The following is a 16,883-nucleotide window of genomic DNA, read 5'->3' on the forward strand; positions in this document are numbered from 1 at the left end:
CCGCTCGTGCACCCGCGAGCGAAGCGACGGGTCATGCCGAAGTCTCCCGACAATGTGGTTGGCCATGGATGGATTGCTGCCCCCTGCGGCAATGGACCCGGGGTAAACCGTGAGGGGCCTGATGCACCGGGCCTGTCTGGTAGCCGGTTGGGCCTCCCGGGTCTTTGTCATCAGGATCGGTCGTCAATATCGTCGCGGCCCAGGATCCCGGCCCGGGCGAAACCCCGACAGGCGCCTGGAACGAGGCCTGTTGACTACTGGACGAACCGTATCAGGGTTTCTGCGCGATCATGGCTACCACCTGGTCTCGGCCTTGCTCCTTGGCGCGGTATAGGGCCTGGTCGGCGGAATGGATCAGTTCCATGATGCCGGTCTGCTTCGGCCTGGGCCGGTGTTGAGCCGTGGCACCGATGCTGACGGTGAGCCGCCCGGCATCTGCGGTTGTGTGGGGCAAATCGAGACCGCTGATCGCTGTTCTGATTCGTTCGGCGACTGTGCGAGCGCCCTCCAGGTCGGTCGCCGGCAAAATGCAGGCGAACTCTTCACCACCGTAGCGTGCCACCAGATCGGTGGTACGTGGCACCGCACTCGATATTGCCTCCGCCACGGCTTTCAAGACGTCGTCGCCGGCCAGGTGACCGTAGTGATCGTTGTAGCGTTTGAAAAAATCGATGTCGAGCAGGAGCAGCCCGATAGAGCCGCCACTGCGAACGGTCTGGTTCCACACCCGCTCCAGAGTCCCGTCGAAGCGGCGGCGGTTAGCCACGCCCGTGAGGCCATCGATCGAGGAAAGGCGCTGCAGCTCTTCCTGGGCGCGCTTGCGTTCCGTGATGTCCCGAACCACAGCTTGCAGCAATTGCTGGCCATCCATGTTCATGGGGGTGAGCAACACTTCCGCCGTGAAGATCTCGCCGTCCATCCGGCGGTGTTGCCACTCGAACAGGTCGCTGCCCAGGTCGAGGGCGCGGCGTATATGTTGATCGGCCAGTGTGCGGGAGTCGGTCCCGCCAGGCTGGACGGGGGGCGACAGCTCGGCGGGATGTTTCGTGATGAATTCATCCCGACTGGCGCAGCCGAACATCGCAAGCGTTGCCGGGTTGCAGTCGAGAAAGCGGGATTTATCCAGCAACATGACCGCGTCGGAGGTGGCCTCGAAGAGCGTGCGATGCTTCGCTTCCGAACGCTTTAACTCCATTTCCGACTGCAGGCGGGCAAAGGCGCCGGCGATAATTTCGGCCACAAGTTTGAGCGTACGGAGCTGCGCATCGGTCCATTCCCGCTGGTGCGCCACCATGTCGTAACCGAGGAAGCCGTAGATCCGCCGATTGCTGATCAATGGCAGGCAGAGCAGCGACTGGATCTCCTGACGCTCGAGTTCCACCCGTTCCTTGCGGTTCTCGGGGAGGGCGGTGATATCGGGCAGATGGACGGTCTCGCCCTGCAGGATCTGTTCCGTGACCCACGCGTGGTCGTCGACCTGTACTGACTGCAGCGTGTCGCGTTGGGGCGTGACGCCCTTCTCACACCACTCGTGAGTGTTGCTCATGGTGGTCCGGTCATGGTTGAAACGAAAGAGGTAGCTTCGATCGGCCCCGAAGAACGAGCCGGTACGCCCAGCGCTCGATCGATGGCATTGTCTGTCTCCTCTCCGAACAGATTGACCATTTCGGCAGAGATCTCGGCGACCATCGACTGCAGCCGGGCCTGGTTCTGGCGGATTTTCTCTGTCCGGCGTCGGGCCAGGGCGCTCGCGATGATCTCGGCCACCACCTGTAGCAGACGGATCTCTGTCTCGTTCCAGAGCTGCGTGGTGTGGACCAGGTCCAGACCGTAGAAGCCAATTGCATGACCGTCGGTCGACAGGGGCAGCATCAACAGCGAACGGATCGACTGGGTACGGAACTCGGCCAGTTCATTGGCCGCCTTTGGTGGCAGCGTCTCCACGTCGGGGATGTGCAGGGGCTCCTGCCGACGAATGTAGTCGGTACACCAGGAGTACGTTTCCAGTGGCACCTGGCGGATGCGATCGGATTGTGGTGCCACGCCCGGGGCGCACCACTCATGCGTGTTGTCCATGAACCGCTCGTCGTCCGAAAACCGGAAGATGTAGGTGCGGTCCGCTTCGAAGAAGTGTCCGATTCGTTCCAGCGCCCGGTGGATGGCGCCGTCCGCCTCTTCGATCGGGGTGTTGACAAAGTCGGTCGAGATGGTGGCCACCAGATCCTGGAAGGCGGTCTGCCGGCGGCTCTCGGTGATGTCATAAACGAAACCGTCGAGATAGGCCAGGTTGCCGTCGCGATCGAAAATGGGTTGGCCCTTTTCATGCACCCAGCGAACTTCGCCATCCCGATGAAAAATCCGGTACTCGATGTCCCAGCCTTTTCCCTGGGCCACGCTGGTGTGGATGCTCTCACCCACGAAACCGGTATCCTCCGGATGGACCAGGCTGTCGAGGGTTCGTACCGCGTTCTTGATAAAGTCCCGGGCCGGATAGCCGGTCACGAGTTCCGCGCCTTCACTCACATAGAGCGCGGTCCAGTGTTCATCGAACTTGCAGTGGTAGGAAAGGCCGGGGATGTTTTCCGTCAGCGTCCGGAACTGATCGCGCGCTTCCTTTATTCCTTCCTCGGCCTGCTTGTGTTCGATCGCCAGGCTGGCGATCTCCGCGGCCACCAGGATCCTTTCGATGTCGGAGTCGTCCGGGCAACGCGGATAGGCGTGGTAAATGGCAAAGGTGCCGATCACCGCTTTGCTAGAGGAGAATATCGGTTGTGCCCAGCATGCTCGGAGGCCAGCCTTTCGGGCCAGGTCCCGGAATGGTTCCCAGTTGGGATGGGTCTGGATGTCTTCCACCATGACCCGCTGCCCGCTATGGGCGGCTTCACCGCAGGAACCGACCCCGGGGCCGATCGCCAAACCGTGAACGGCCCGATTGTAGAACTCCGGCATGCTCGGCGCGGAGCCATGCAGCAGATGTTCGCCATCCCGGTCGAGGATGAGCACGGAACAAAAAGAGTCCGGGTTTTCCGCCTCGATCCACTCGACGATCAGATCCAGGATGCTTTGCAGGGGCTTGCCGGTGGCCAGGGCGGTCAGTACCCGGTTCCGGTGTTGTTCCCTGTTGAGCAAGAACTGACTGGAAAAGGTAGCCATCGATTGGTCGATCTTTCGCAAGTCGGGCCGGTACCTGGAGCCTGTCGGGGAGGGGCGATCGCGCGCGAGCACGGGGCAATGGAGCGGCCCCGAATCCCCCCCGGGGGTTCAGGTCATCGAATCAGTAGCGTATCCGCATTCTGGCCATTCTGAAAAAAAGATGCAGCCAGGGGGGCCATTGGGACCGTTGGGGCCGTTTCAATGGGTGCCATCCTGTTCCAGGTCGGGAACGAAGCCGCATTTGATGACGACGATCTGGAAGTGCATCGGCTCGTTCAGGGCGGAAGTGAACCGGTAGAGTCCCGCTTGTTGGCGAAGTGGACTGCGCCAGGCATCTCGACGCAAGCGGTTCCTCTTCGCTCCCGGGTCTCAGAAGGCGTATCCGCTTCGCCGCCGTGCCGGTTGCACCCGGTGAGAGAGATACGGTATCAACAGAATCGATTCACATCACTGCAAAAGGGAATGTTCGAATGAGCGAGAAGAAGCTGATGGATTTCGTCGCCGAGGCGCGCAAGAACGTGAAGGAGATCGCCCCGGCGGATCTCGCCGAGAAGATGGAGGCGGGCGAGGACTGGCTGGTGGTCGACGTACGCGAACCCTACGAGTTCGAAAAGATGCACGCGCCGAATTCCATCCTCGTCCCGCGCGGCCTGCTGGAGGGCGCGGCCGACCCCAACACTCCGCACCGCATCGACGCGCTGGTGAACGCCCGCGAGAAGCCGGTGGCCGTGATGTGCGCGACCGGCGGTCGCGCTGCGATGTCCGTGCAGCGGCTGCAGGAAATGGGCTTCACCAACGTGGTGAACATCGCCGGCGGCATCAAGGGCTGGGAAGGCGAGGATCTGCCGGTAGAATCCGGCGCCTACGCTGGCAAGCTGCCGTAGCGCGGCCTCGCGGGGCGGGGGCGGGTGCCTCCGCCCCCAACGCCACCCTCCGCGGGTGGGCGTCCGACGGCGGGTTCATCCCGCCGTCATCGTTTCTACACGGTATGGTCAAGCGCGCGGCGTAGTCTCCGGGGCAGTTCAACCGGAGGTCGTCACCATGACCACACCGCCTCGCTCCCTTTCCGTGTCCTCCACGGATGCCGAAGCCGCCTATCGCGTCCACCTGGCCTCCAGCCCCGCAGATCTGGAAGCCGCACAGCGCCTGCGCCACGAGGTCTTCGTCGGCGAGATGGGGGCTGCGCTGCCGGACACAGGCTCGGGGCTGGACTGCGATCCACTGGACCCCTTCTGCCACCACCTGCTGGTGCGTGAGCGCGGCAGTGGCGACGTGGTCGCCTGCACCCGCATCCTGACGGAGGAAAGCGCCGCTGCGGCTGGCGGCTTCTACTCGCTGTCCGAATTCGAACTGGGCCCGCTGATGAATCTGCCCGGGCGAACCCTGGAGGTCGGGCGGACCTGCGTGCGCACGGGCCATCGGCAGGGTGCCGCGATCAACGCGTTGTGGACCGGCCTGGCGCAGTTCATGACTACGCATCGGTGCGATTATTTGATGGGCTGCGCGAGTCTGCCGCTTAGCGAACAAACGCCGGCCCAGCTGGCCTGGCTGCGGTTGTTCCACCGTGCCCCGTCGCGCCTGCGGGTGAGGCCGCGTCGACCGCTGCCCAATGCCCTGACGATCTTCCACGGAACCCCGAGCCGCAGCGGCCTGCCGCCCCTGCTCAAGGCCTATATGCGCCTGGGCGCGCGGATCTGCGGTGACGCCTGTCATGACCCCGACTTCAATGTCGCGGATGTCCTGGTCCTGCTGGATGTGCGTGCCATGCCGGATCGTTACCATCGGCACTTCCTGGGCGCTGCGGCGCCCGCAAGTGGAGGGTCGGAACATGGTCGGGAATCTGCGGGCGCTGGGTAGGCTGATGCGCATACTGCTTCACATGCTGGCAGGGGTCTGGCTGACCTGGCGCATGACGCGCCGCGGCGATGACTTCGCGCAGCGCAGCCGCATCCGGCGGGCCTGGTACGACCGTGCATTGTGGATTGCCGGGGTTCGTTTCCGCGTCCATGGCTGCGTGCCCGAGCGTCCTTCGCTGGTGGTGGCCAACCATGTTTCCTGGCTGGACATCCCGCTGATCGGCGCCGCCGTCGATCCGTGTTTCCTGTCCAAGGCCGAGATCGCCCGCTGGCCGGTGATCGGATGGCTGGCCCGGCATCACGACACCCGCTTCATCGAGCGCGGGGGCCATCAGGCTGCCGCCCTTGTGGAGGCCATGCGCGAGGGCCTGGAGGAAGGGCGCCACTTCGTGGTGTTTCCGGAGGGTACGACCAGCCGCGGTGAATACGTGCGCCGCTTCCATCCGCGTCTGTTTGCAGCAGTGGCCGGCAGCGAGCATCCGGTGCAGCCGGTGGCGCTGGCCTACGAACGTCCGGCGCAGGGTCCGGTCCCGGTGTCCTATGCCGGCGGGGATCACCTGATCGCGAATGCCTGGCGGCTGCTGGCTCGGCGCGAGACCCGGGTGGAGCTGCACTTCCTGCCGGCGCTGGAGACCGCCCGCACCGATCGGCGGGCACTGGCCGATGGCGCCCGCGAGGCGATCGTCGCGGCCCTGGGCCTCCCGCTAGAGCCACCGCCCAGCGAGCGGCGAACGCCGCTCGCCTCGTAAGGAGCAACGGGGAGGGATCAGCACGATGGATGTAACCGTTACCGATTCGCAACGTCGCTCTTCCTCCCCGAATCTTCTCGAGCTGGCGCTGGTCACCGAGACCTGGCCGCCAGAGGTGAACGGCGTGGCGCATACCCTGGCGCGGCTGGTGGAGGGAATGCGCGCGCGTGGGCATCACGTGCAGCTGCTGCGACCGCGTCGAGCGGGCGAGGTCCGGGCGCCGGGCGCGGACGTGGCATCGGACGCGGAGGCGGTCGTATTGCCCGGTATCCCGCTGCCCGGATACGAGGGCCTGCGCATGGGGCTGCCCGCTGCGCGCCGCCTGACCCGGTTGTGGCAGGCGCGGCGCCCGGATGCGGTCTACATCGCTACGGAGGGACCGCTCGGTCACTCGGCGCTGAGGGTGGCGCGACGGCTCGGTATTCCGGTCGCCTCCGGTTTTCATACCCAGTTTGACGGCTACGCCGCGTACTACGGCGTTGGTTGGCTGACCCCCATCGTGCGCGCGCTGCTGCGCCGCTTCCACAATCGCTGCGCGGTCACACTCGCGCCCACGCAGGCCCTGGCGGACGAGCTGGCCGGGCAGGGGTTCGAACGGGTGGCGGTGATGGCCCGCGGGGTTGATACCCGTCGTTTCGCGCCGCAGTGGCGTTCCGTCGCGCTCCGCCAGCAGTGGGGTGTGGATGAAACCGCCCCGGTCGTGCTGTACGTCGGGCGGCTGGCGTCGGAGAAGAATCTGCCGCTGGCCTTTGCCGCATTCCGGGCGCTGCAGCAACGTGTACCCGCGGCACGGCTGGTGCTGGTTGGCGATGGCCCGGCGCGCGCTGCGCTGGAACGAGAACACCCCGATGCGCTGTTTGCCGGTCAGCAGGTTGGCGCGGACCTGGCCGGCTACTACGCCAGCGCCGACCTGTTCCTGTTTCCGTCCAGTTCCGAGACCTTCGGCAATGTGGTGATCGAGGCGCTGGCCAGCGGCTTGCCGGTGCTTGCATTCGATACTGCGGCGGCGCACCAGTATGTGATCAGTGGGGTCCATGGTGCCCGCGTGCCGTTTACCGGCGATACCGCCGTGGACGCAGCGGCGTTTGTTGCCGCGGCGGCGGCCCTGGGGGATGACCCGCCGGGCTGGGTCGAGATGGGTGGACACGCCCGCAGTCGTGCCCGGGGGCTGGACTGGGCACAAGTGGTGGGTCAGTTCGAGGACATCTGCCAGCAGATCATTGAGGAGACGCGCGATGCGAGTGCTGCAATGGATGGATGAGCTGGAGCTGGCGGCTTGTCAGCGCTTCAATCACTACAACCGGCGGCGTTTCGTCAGTCGTTTCTTCGGGGCGGTGAGTCGTCTGGGTGACGGCGTGTTGTGGTACCTGCTGATGCTGGCGCTGCCGCTGATCCACGGGCCGCAGGCGGCCTGGGTCAGCCTGCAGATGGTGATGGTAGGCCTGCTGGCATTGCCGGCGTACAAGTCGTTGAAACGACGGACCAGCCGGCGTCGGCCCTGCCATCGGGATCGGCCCTTTGCGCGCACGGTGGCTCCCCTGGACGAATTCAGCTTCCCGTCCGGCCACACCATGCACGCCGTAGGGTTTACGGTGGTTCTGGTGGCGTGGTTCCCGATCTGGGCCTGGCTGGTGGTGCCGTTCGCCGCGCTGGTGGCCGCCTCGCGGCTTGTGCTGGCGCTGCACTATCCCAGTGACGTCGCCATGGGCGCGCTGATCGGGGCATCCATGGCCGGCGCGGTGCTCTGGCTCGTCGGGTTGTTCTAGGGAAACACCTCTCGTCATCCCGGCCGTAGCGCAACGAAGAGCCGGGATCCCGCGCGCCGCGAATGCCCCATCGCCCGGATCTGCCCCGGCGTTGGAGATCCCGGATAACCGCTGCACGCCCCCCGGATGGCGGGCGCGGATGCTGTGTGGTACCCGGGATGACCACGGGCACCACGTGGCCGGGTGGGGGTCAGCCGCGCGAGGCGAGGGCTTCTTCGTTGTAGGCGGCGTCGATGGTGACGATGGTCTTTTCCACCAGGCGGAAGCCTTCCACCGGGGCGTCGTCTCCCATGTACTTCAGGCGGGTCGGGCCGATGGCCTTGACGGCCTCGGCGCGTTCCAGGGTGGTGTCCGGGCTGTCGGCGCCGGCCCCGTCCATCAGCGCGACCAGGACCTCGGCCGCGATGGGGTTGCGGTGTTCGCCGCTGCGCGCCTTTTCCAGCGACGCGGCAGGGTCGCCGTCCAGGAACACGCCGTCCATGTGTTCATCCAGGTACTGCAGCAGTTCGCTTAGCGTCATGATGCGCCTCCCGTTGGGTCTCGAGTGGCCGCCAGCGCGCACGGGCGCGGCGGCGGCCGGTGATCGATGGGTTCTTCAGCTCTGCTGCGCGTAGGCGGCCCGGGCGGCGGGCATCGCGCGGCCGGGGGTGACGGCCCCCATGTCGGCCAGCACGGCCTCCAGCGCGGACAGGCACAGCAGGACGTTCTTCTCGTTGGCGCCGTAGCCCATCAGGCCGATGCGCCAGACCTTGCCGGCGTACGGACCGAGGCCCGCGCCGATCTCGAGGCCGTAGCGCTCCAGTAGCTGGCTGCGCACCGCGGCCTCGTCCACGCCCTCGGGCACGTGCACCGCATTGAGCTGCGGCAGGCGATGCTCGGCATCCACCAGGAAGCTCAGGCCCATGGCCTCGAGGCCGGCGCGCAGGGCGTCGTGGTGGCGGCAGTGACGCGACCAGCTGTTCTCCAGGCCTTCCTCGGCGAGGATCACCAGCGATTCGTGCAGGGCGTACAGGGCGTTGATCGGGGCGGTGTGGTGGTAGGCGCGCTTGCCGCCGCCACCCCAGTAGCCCATGACCAGGTTCAGGTCGAGGAACCAGCTCTGGACCTTGTGGCTGCGCGCCTGGATGCGTTCCACTGCGCGCTCGCTGAAGCTGACCGGCGACAGGCCCGGGGTGCAGGACAGGCACTTCTGCGAGCCGGAATAGATCGCATCCACGCCCCAGTCATCGACGTACAGCGGGCTGCCGCCGAGACCAGTCACCGAGTCGACGATCGTCAGGCAGTCATGTTCGCGCGCCAGGCGGCACAGGGTCTCGACGTCCGAACGCGCGCCGGTGGAGGTCTCGGCGTGCACGAAGGCGAGGATCTTCGCATCCGGGTTGCCCTTCAGCGCGTCCTCGACCTTCTGCGGGGAGACCGGGTCGCCCCAGTCGTCCTCGACCACCACGGCGGTGCCGCCGCAGCGTTCGACGTTCTCCTTCATCCGGGTACCGAACACGCCGTTGATGCAGACGATCACCTTGTCGCCCGGCTCGACCAGATTCACGAAGCAGGTCTCCATGCCGGCGGAACCGGGGGCGGAGACCGGCAGGGTCAGGGCGTTATTGGTCTGGAAGGCGTACTGCAGCAAGCCCTTCATCTCCTCCATCATGCCGACGAAGACCGGGTCCAGATGGCCGATGATCGGTCGACTCATTGCGTTCAGCACGCGCGGGTTCACGTCGGAGGGGCCGGGGCCCATCAGGGTGCGCTGCGGGGGGAGAAAGGATTTTGCCTGCATGGATGCGTCTACCGGATTGGAAAAGGGGGAATCTAGATCGCCGCCGGGGCGCGGGCAAGCGCCCCTACGCACCGGCGGGAGTTGCGGGGCAGTGACGCTCGAGGAGCGTGAGCCAGTGCTCGACCGGGGTATCGGTGCCGCTTTGCAGATGCGTCTGGCAGCCGATGTTGGCGGTGACGATGCGCGCGGGGCCGCCCGCCTCGAGGTTGTCCAGCTTGCGCTGGCGCAAGCGCCCGGCCATGTCGGGCTGCAGGATGGAGTAGGTGCCGGCGGAGCCGCAGCACAGGTGCGACTCGGTGACCGGTACCAGATTGAAGCCGGCAGCCTGCAGCAGGGGTTCCATGCGCCCCGCCAGGCCCTGCCCGTGTTGCAGGGTGCAGGGCGCGTGCCAGGCAATCGGGGGGTGGTCGGCCGGTGCACGGATGCCGAGTGCGCGGATGGCCTCGGTATCGAAGAGCTCGACCGGGTCGCGCACGCATTCGGCCAGCCGGGCCGCGCGTTCGGCGTACGCCGGGTCGTCGGCCAGGATGTGCCCGTAGTCGCGCAGGAGCACGCCGCAGCCGCTGGCGGTGCTGACGACCGCGTCCACCCCGCGCTCCAGGACCGGCTGCCAGGCGTCGAGGTTGGCGCGGACACGCGCGCGGGTCCGGTCCTCGAAGGCCAGATGATGTTCCACCGCGCCGCAGCAGCGGGCCTCCCCGGCCTCTACCACCTCGACGCCGCGGCGTGCCAGCAGCCGGCGCAGTGCGGCGTTGATGCGGGCGTCAATGGTGTCATGCACGCAGCCGCTCAGCAGCAGGACCCGGCCATGCTCGAAGCCGGCTGCCGTGACGGCAGTGGTGGGACGCGTGTGGCCCCCGGGGGTCTGGGCGGCCGGCACGCGTCGCTTGAGTGTGGTCGGCAGGACCGGGCGCGCGAGGCGCCCCAGCCCCAGGGCCAGGCGGAAGGGCCAGCGTGCCGGCAGGGCCCGGACCAGCAGGCCACGCAACAGGCGCTCGCGCCAGGGACGTTCGAGATCGCGTTCCACCACCTCGCGGCCCACCGCGACCAGGTGGTTGTAATCCACCCCGGAGGGGCAGGTGGTCATGCAGTTGAGGCAGGTCAGGCAGCGGTCCAGGTGGGTGCGGGTGGTGGTGTTGGCCGTGCCGCTCTCCAGGACCTCCTTGATCTGGTAGATCCGGCCACGCGGACCGTCCAGCTCGTCGCCCTGTTCCTGGTAGGTCGGGCAGGTGGCGTTGCAGAAGCCACAATGGACGCAGGCGCGCAGCGCATCTTCGGCGATGCGCGCCGCGGGATCATGCTCGAAGCGGGGGTGCAGGCGGGTTTCCATGGTGTCAGTCCGGCTCCGGGGTCGCCCGGGTGGTACGCGGGTGGGGGGCGATCAGCGGAGCGAAGAATACCCCGTCCGGGTCCAGGGCCGCGCGGACCTCGCCCTCCAGCCGTGCCTGGGGCGCGGGGCGTGGGTGCAGCCAGGCGGCCCCGTCCGGGTCACCGGACCATAGCCGGGCGTGACCGCCTGCCGCCTCCACCGCCGGGCGAAGGGTGTCGGGGGCGATGGTGGATCGCAGCCAGCGCTCGCCGCCGCCCCAGTTGAGCAGCCACTCGCCGGGCAGGTCCAGGGGCGGGGTTGCCGGTGGCAGGCTCAGGCGCCACAGGCGTTCGTTGCCGCTGACGGGTCGGGTCAGGAAGGGCAGGTGGCGGTCGCGCAGCTGCATCCAGAAGGCAGGGCCCTCGTCATCGGTCTCGGCGCCGAGGCGTTCGGCGGCCTCCTGTACGGCCTCCTCGCCGCCGCCCAGGCGTATGCGCATGACGCCATCGGCCCAGGCCAGGCCCGAGAAGGGCAGGGCAGTGCGGCCCCAGTCGCGGGCCTGCTCGATGAAGGCTGCGGCGCTGGCCTCGCGCCGCAGCCAGGCCTGGCAGGCGGGGGCGGGCAGCAGCTTGAAGCTGATCTCCAGCAGCATGCCCAGCCCGCCCAGACTGCCGGCCATCAGGCGCGAGACATCGAAGCCGGCGACGTTTTTCATGACCTCGCCGCCGAAGCGCAGGGTCTCGCCGCGGCCATTCAGGATCCGGGTGCCAAGGACGGCATCACGCAGACTGGCTGTCCACGGGCGGCGCGCGCCGGACAGGCCCAGTGCCACCATGCCGCCCACCGTACTCGACGGCGTCGGCATCGCGGGTTCGAATGGCAGCATCATGCCGCTTTCTTCCAGCGCGGCCTGCAGCTCCATGACCGGCGTGCCGGTGCGCACGCTCACTACCAGTTCGCTGGGTGCGAGGTTGACGATGCCATGGTGTCCGCTGGCCTCCAGCGGGTAGACGTCCGCTGCGAAGCCCTCCGGAAAGGCGAGCGCACGCTGGCTCCCGCTGCCCGTAATGGCCAGGCGATGTCCGGTGGCGCTGGCCGAGCGGATGCGCTCGGCCAGCATGGCGGTCTGGTCGATTCCGGTTTTCATCGAGTTTTCCTGGACACCATGGCTGCTAATCCTCCAGGAGCCTGTCGGGTTTGGGCGATCGTCGCGAGCGTGGGGCAGGAGAGCGGGGCCCTTTTTCGGTCTCTCGAAGCGCATAGTGGGGCTGTGTGACGAGAGAGAGCGGAAAAAGGGACCACTCTCCCGTACGCATGGTCGATCTGGCCCAAATCCTACAGTCTCCTAGGCCGAGAGTGCCGGGGCAGTGGCGGTCGGGCCGCCGCCCGGTGGTGTTGTGCGCCGGCGCTGGTTCCAGGCGACGAGGAGCCCGAGACCCAGTGCGGGGAGATAGAACCAGTAGGGGCTCGGGCGCTCCGTGGGGACCAGCACGCCGGTGATGACCCAGCCACCCTCCAGGCCGACCCGGCCGGCCGGGCTGCCGAAGGCAACCGTCTGGATCTGCGCCTCCTGGCCGTCCGGGTCGAGGCGCACGTCCAGCCCGGCGGCGGCCAGGCGCTCGCGCGGTGCCAGCCCGGGATCGCCCAGCGGGAACATCACGCTGCGCGTGATCTCGCGGCCCTCGAGGTCGATACCGGTGGCCTCCAGGCGCAGGGAGTCACGGTCCGGGATGGTCCGGACAACCTCGAACAGGTTCTCCGGCGGCTGGTGCTGGTGGGGTGGCACGAGGCGGTCCATCAGCACCGTGGGTACCAGCAGCACGAAGGCGACCACCATCAGCAGGGCGGACTCCCAGTAGCGACTGCGGGTCAGGAACCAGCCCTGGGTGGCGGCGGTGAATGCCAGTATCCCGGCCAGAGAGCCGAGGAACACCAGAGCGAGCTGGAACACGTTGTCCACCCCGATCAGCAGCAGCTGACTGTTAAAGATGAAGAAGAACGGCAGCGCGATGGTGCGCAGACTGTAGGCGAAGGCCTGCAGTCCGGTGCGGATCGGGTCGGCCTTCGCCACCGCCGCGCCGGCGAACGAGGCCAGGCCGACCGGGGGCGTCACGTCCGCCATGATGCCGAAATAGAACACGAACAGATGTGCGGCAATCAGCGGGATCAGGATGTCGTTCTGTGCGCCCAGCTCCACGATCACCGGGGCCATCAGGGTTGCGACTACGATGTAATTGGCCGTTGTCGGCAGCCCCAGGCCCAGCACCAGGCTGATCAGCGCGGTTAGCAGCAACACCAGCAGCAGGTTGCCCCCGGACAGGGTGTCGACCAGATCGGTCAGCACCAGCCCGACGCCGGTCATCGCGACGGTGCCAACGATGATCCCGGCCGCGGCGGTGGCCAGGCCGATGCCGATCATGTTGCGGGCCCCGGTCTCGAACCCCTGGAACAGCTCCCAGACGCCGACCCAGGCCGCCTGCAGCAGGCGACCGCGGCGCTGGAACAGCGCAACCAGCGGACGCTGGGTGAGGACGATGAAAATCATGAAGGCCACCGCCCAGAAGGCGGAAAGGCCGGGCGACAGGCGTTCCACGACCAGGGCCCAGACCAGGACCACCAGCGGCAGTACATAGTGCAGCCCGCCGAGCACCGTGGGCAGCACGCGTGGCAGCGGGCGCGCCGGGTCCAGTGGCTCCGGTTCCGGCTCGTTCGCGGCCACCCGGAGCAGGGCCAGGTAGGCGGTGAACAGCAGGCCGGCGATGATCCAGGCGGCGGCGTCGCCGGCCAGGTCCTTGATCCAGCCCAGCCCCCAGTACACGGCGGCGGCCAGGATGATCAGGCTGGAGACGGTGATCCCGAAGCTGATCAGGCGCCCACGCCAGGTGGTCACGGTGGCGCGCTTCAGCCCCTCCATGCCGTTCTTGCAGGCCTCCAGATGCACGATGTAGATCAGCGCGATGTAGGCGATCAGGGCCGGCAGGATCGCGTGCTTGAGCACTTCCACATAGGGAATGCCGACGTACTCGACCATCAGGAACGCGGCCGCACCCATCACCGGCGGCATCAGCTGGCCATTGACCGAACTGGCGACCTCTACTGCGCCCGCCTTGTGCGGGGCGAACCCGACACGTTTCATCAGCGGCACGGTAAAGGTGCCGGTGGTGACTACGTTGGCGATGGACGAGCCGGAGACGACCCCGGTCATGCCCGAGGCCATCACCGCGGCCTTGGCCGGGCCGCCGCGCAGGTGGCCGAGCAGGGAGAAGGCCACGCGGATGAAGTAGTCGCCGGCGCCGGCGCGTTCCAGCAGCGCGCCGAACAGCACGAACAGGAACACGAAGCTGGTGGAGACCCCCAGGGCGATCCCGAATACGCCTTCGTTGGACAGCCACTGCTGCGCCATGGCGCGCGGGTAGCTGGCGCCGCGGTGGGCGATCAGGTCCGGCACCAACGGCCCGGCAAAGGTGTAGAACAGGAAGATCGCGGCGATGATGGTCAGCGCCGGGCCGAGCACGCGGCGGGTCGCCTCCAGCAGCAGGATCAGGCCGATCCCGGCCATGACCAGGTCGAGCTCGGTGGGCGCGCCGGGGCGTGCGGCCAGTGCCTCGTGAAACAGATACAGGTATAACGCGCTGAACGCCGCGACTGCGGCAAATACCCAGTCGCCCAGCGGCACGCGATGGACCGGGTCATGGCCGCGCAGCAGCGGCCATGCCACGGCCACCAGGGCGACCCCCAGCGCCAGGTAGACTTCGGCCAGGCGTTCCAGTCCCAGGAACTGCCACAGGCCCAGCGCGATCAGGCCCAGCCCGCCTCCGGCGTAGAGGATGCCAAGGGTGTAGTGCCAGCCCTTGCCGCGGGCGGTCGGCCGCAGCGCAGGAAACAGCAGATAGCCGAGGAAGATCGCAAACGCCAGGTGGATCGAACGAGCCTCGGTCTCGGAGACGACGAAGAAGTCGATCCGGTCGGCAAGTGGCGCGGCGATCCAGATCTGGAACAGCGACCAGGCGACTGCGGTCAGCCAGATCAGGCTGCGGGTGGCGCGGCCCGGGTGGCGGCTTCCGGTCTCGAGTTCCTCGGTGGCGCCGTTCGTATCCGGTTGCCCCGGCTGGCTCGGGTTAGCGTTCATTGATCAGCCCTGCCTCGCGGAAGTAGCGTCGGGCCCCGGGGTGCATCGGTGCCGACAGGCCTTCGTCCACCATGCCCCTGCGTTCGAGACCGTCGAAGGCGGGGTGCAGGCTGCGGAAGGTCTCGAAGTTTTCGAATACCGCGCGGGTGAGCTCGTAGGCGGCGGTGTTCGAGGTGCGGTTGGAGGTCACGACCGTGGCGCCTACGCCATAGGTGTGAATGGCCTCGTCCTGACCGGGGTAGGTCCCGGCCGGGATTACGGCCGTCAGGTAGTACGGGGTGGCTTCGATCAGGGCCTCCACCGCTGCGCCTTCGATGGATACCAGACGGGCATCGCAGGTGGCGATAGGCTCCTGAATCGCGGCCGAGGGGTGGCCGACGGAGAACACGAAGGCGTCGATGCGGTTGTCGCAAAGCGCCTGGGACTGCTCGCGCGAGGGCAGTTCGGACACGCGGCGGAAGGTGTCGCGGTCCCAGCCCAGCGTCTCCATCAGGTGCTCCATCAGCGTGCGCTGGCCGGAACCGGGATTGCCGATATTGACGCGCTTGCCCGGCAGGTCATCCAGGCCTGCGATGTCCGTGTCCGGGCGCACCACCAGGGTCAGGGGTTCCGGGTGCAGGCTGAACATCGCGCGCAGGTGCGGGGCCGCACCGAAGTCCTCGAAACGACCGCTCCCGTGGTAGGCGTGGTACTGCAGGTCGGACTGGGCCACGCCGAAGTCCATGTCGCCGGAGCGCACCATGTTCAGGTTGAAGACCGAGCCGCCGGTGCTCTCTGCGGTGCAGCGCATGCCGTGTTCGGCACGGCGCGTGTTGAACAGCCGGCACAGGTGCTGCCCGGCCGGGTAGTAGACCCCGGTGACCCCGCCGGTTCCGATATTGATGAAGCGCGACTCTGCCGCCAGCGCGGGGGCCGCCAGCGCAAGCCCCAGGCCAAGCAGGCCGCTGAGCAGGCGGCGGCGTACGGAACAGCGGCGGTCGGGATGTGCTCGCATGCCTTCTCCGGGGAACGGGGGAACCGGAAGTTTAGGGAAACATGATTCAATGTACAGCGTATGGCGTCCATGATTGCCGGCGCGTAGTGTGAGGGACCCTTTTCCGGAGGCCCCGACCATGTGGCTGCAGACCCGCTGCGACTTCGAGTTCGAGATCGCCGTGCCCACGCCATTCGTGCTGATGCTGCGCCCGCGCAGTGGCCCGTTGCAGTGGATTGCGAGCGAGGAATACCGCCTGGTGCCCCATGCGCCGGTATCCGAGTTCGTGGATGTCTACGGCAATCTCTGCCAGCGCGTGATCGCGCCACCGGGTCCGTTCTCGATTCATACCGCGGCGGAGGTGAAGACGGCCGACGCCCTTGATCGGGCCCCGGGCGCCCCGTTCGTGGAGGTGCAGTCGCTGCCTGACGCGACCCTGGGCTATCTCCTGCCGAGTCGTTACTGCGAGTCCGATCGCTTCAACCGGATGGCCTGCGAGATCACCGCTGGTCAGGCGCTTGGTTACGATCAGGTGGCGGCGATCGAGCAGTGGTTGCGGGAGCGTATCCAGTACATTCCCGGCAGCAGCGACATTCCCATCTCTGCGGTGGAGGTCAACCAGCGCGGGAAGGGGGTGTGCCGCGACCTGGCGCATCTTGGCATCGCGCTCTGCCGCAGCCTCAGCATCCCGGCCCGCATGGTCGTCGGTTACCTGCATGGCCTGGAGCCAATGGACATGCATGCCTGGTTCGAGGCCTTTGTCGGCGGGCGCTGGTACAGCTTCGATGCGACCCAGGCCGAGCTGCGCGGCGGCTACGTGGTGGTGGGCTACGGGCGCGATGCGGCAGATGTGGCGATCTACACCCAGTTTGGCCTGCCGGTGTTTCCCATCCGGCACGAGGTCGATGTGCACCGGATCACGCCGCCGGGTCCGCGTCCGGCCGGCGTCGATTGATGCGCATGTCGCGGGATGGTGACCACCGGGCTTGAACGGCCTTGAGCTTGGCGGACGCTCGTTGCGAATCAGGTTTCCCGGTGGCCTGCGGGGGCTTCGCCCGGTTTCCTGTGTGGCCCGGGATCGCGCCGTAAACGTACTGATTTCAGAGGTTGAATCCGGCGTCGAAGCGGCGGCCGCCGGGAGCCCGGCCTGAAAAGAGGGGCGCAATGG

At 67.3% G+C, this 16,883-nt stretch carries 14 protein-coding genes; 6 read left to right on the forward strand and 8 right to left on the reverse strand.

What is annotated here, in order from left to right; all coding sequences use genetic code 11:
- Positions 1-271: 271 nt before the first annotated feature.
- Both G332_RS13095 and G332_RS13100 read right to left on the reverse strand, forming a co-directional pair.
- On the reverse strand, positions 272-1,546 hold the full coding sequence (locus tag G332_RS13095; RefSeq protein ID WP_019627102.1) for a diguanylate cyclase: 1,275 nt from the start codon (positions 1,544-1,546) through the stop codon (positions 272-274).
- Positions 1,543-3,225: a GAF domain-containing protein gene (locus G332_RS13100; RefSeq protein ID WP_156000844.1), complete on the reverse strand. Its 1,683-nt coding sequence runs from the start codon at positions 3,223-3,225 to the stop codon at positions 1,543-1,545. Before G332_RS13100 ends, G332_RS13095 begins: the two co-directional genes overlap by 4 nt.
- Before the next feature lie 398 nt (positions 3,226-3,623).
- Between G332_RS13100 and G332_RS0111305 the strand changes: the two genes are divergently transcribed.
- From G332_RS0111305 to G332_RS0111325, 5 genes are all read left to right on the forward strand, one after another.
- Positions 3,624-4,037: a rhodanese-like domain-containing protein gene (locus G332_RS0111305; protein WP_019627104.1), complete on the forward strand. Its 414-nt coding sequence runs from the start codon at positions 3,624-3,626 to the stop codon at positions 4,035-4,037.
- 157 nt (positions 4,038-4,194) lie between these two features.
- Entirely contained in the window at positions 4,195-5,010 is an 816-nt protein-coding gene (locus G332_RS0111310) for a GNAT family N-acetyltransferase (RefSeq protein ID WP_019627105.1), read from the forward strand.
- A 4-nt stretch (positions 5,011-5,014) separates the two neighbouring features.
- Positions 5,015-5,758, forward strand: a complete 744-nt coding sequence (locus G332_RS0111315) for a 1-acyl-sn-glycerol-3-phosphate acyltransferase (protein ID WP_026340819.1) — start codon at positions 5,015-5,017, stop codon at positions 5,756-5,758.
- 25 nt (positions 5,759-5,783) lie between these two features.
- On the forward strand, positions 5,784-7,019 hold the full coding sequence (locus G332_RS0111320) for a glycosyltransferase family 1 protein (protein ID WP_019627107.1): 1,236 nt from the start codon (positions 5,784-5,786) through the stop codon (positions 7,017-7,019).
- Positions 6,994-7,524, forward strand: a complete 531-nt coding sequence (locus tag G332_RS0111325; protein ID WP_026340820.1) for a phosphatase PAP2 family protein — start codon at positions 6,994-6,996, stop codon at positions 7,522-7,524. The genes G332_RS0111320 and G332_RS0111325 overlap by 26 nt, the downstream gene beginning before the upstream one ends.
- A 190-nt stretch (positions 7,525-7,714) precedes the next feature.
- Here the strand turns inward: G332_RS0111325 and G332_RS0111330 are convergent, their stop codons facing one another.
- The 6 genes from G332_RS0111330 to G332_RS0111355 form a co-directional block, all read right to left on the reverse strand.
- Positions 7,715-8,044, reverse strand: coding sequence for a hypothetical protein (locus G332_RS0111330; protein ID WP_018867840.1), 330 nt, complete (start codon positions 8,042-8,044; stop codon positions 7,715-7,717).
- A gap of 75 nt (positions 8,045-8,119) precedes the next feature.
- Positions 8,120-9,304 (reverse strand): alanine--glyoxylate aminotransferase family protein, encoded by a 1,185-nt coding sequence (locus tag G332_RS0111335; protein ID WP_019627109.1) that lies wholly within the window; start codon positions 9,302-9,304, stop codon positions 8,120-8,122.
- Positions 9,305-9,368: 64 nt separating this feature from the next.
- Positions 9,369-10,634: a glycolate oxidase subunit GlcF gene (gene glcF / locus G332_RS0111340; protein WP_019627110.1), complete on the reverse strand. Its 1,266-nt coding sequence runs from the start codon at positions 10,632-10,634 to the stop codon at positions 9,369-9,371.
- A gap of 4 nt (positions 10,635-10,638) precedes the next feature.
- Positions 10,639-11,760 (reverse strand): glycolate oxidase subunit GlcE, encoded by a 1,122-nt coding sequence (gene glcE / locus G332_RS0111345; RefSeq protein ID WP_019627111.1) that lies wholly within the window; start codon positions 11,758-11,760, stop codon positions 10,639-10,641.
- A 198-nt stretch (positions 11,761-11,958) separates the two neighbouring features.
- Positions 11,959-14,742 (reverse strand): TRAP transporter permease, encoded by a 2,784-nt coding sequence (locus G332_RS0111350; RefSeq protein ID WP_019627112.1) that lies wholly within the window; start codon positions 14,740-14,742, stop codon positions 11,959-11,961.
- A complete protein-coding gene (locus G332_RS0111355) occupies positions 14,732-15,736 on the reverse strand; it encodes a TAXI family TRAP transporter solute-binding subunit (RefSeq protein WP_019627113.1) in 1,005 nt (334 codons plus the stop codon). Before G332_RS0111355 ends, G332_RS0111350 begins: the two co-directional genes overlap by 11 nt.
- Before the next feature lie 118 nt (positions 15,737-15,854).
- On the opposite strand from G332_RS0111355, the gene G332_RS0111360 reads away from it, so the two are divergent.
- A complete protein-coding gene (locus G332_RS0111360; protein WP_019627114.1) occupies positions 15,855-16,670 on the forward strand; it encodes a transglutaminase family protein in 816 nt (271 codons plus the stop codon).
- Positions 16,671-16,883 lie beyond the last annotated feature (213 nt).

This window comes from Thioalkalivibrio sp. ALJT, assembly GCF_000381825.1.
GTDB lineage: Bacteria > Pseudomonadota > Gammaproteobacteria > Ectothiorhodospirales > Ectothiorhodospiraceae > Thioalkalivibrio.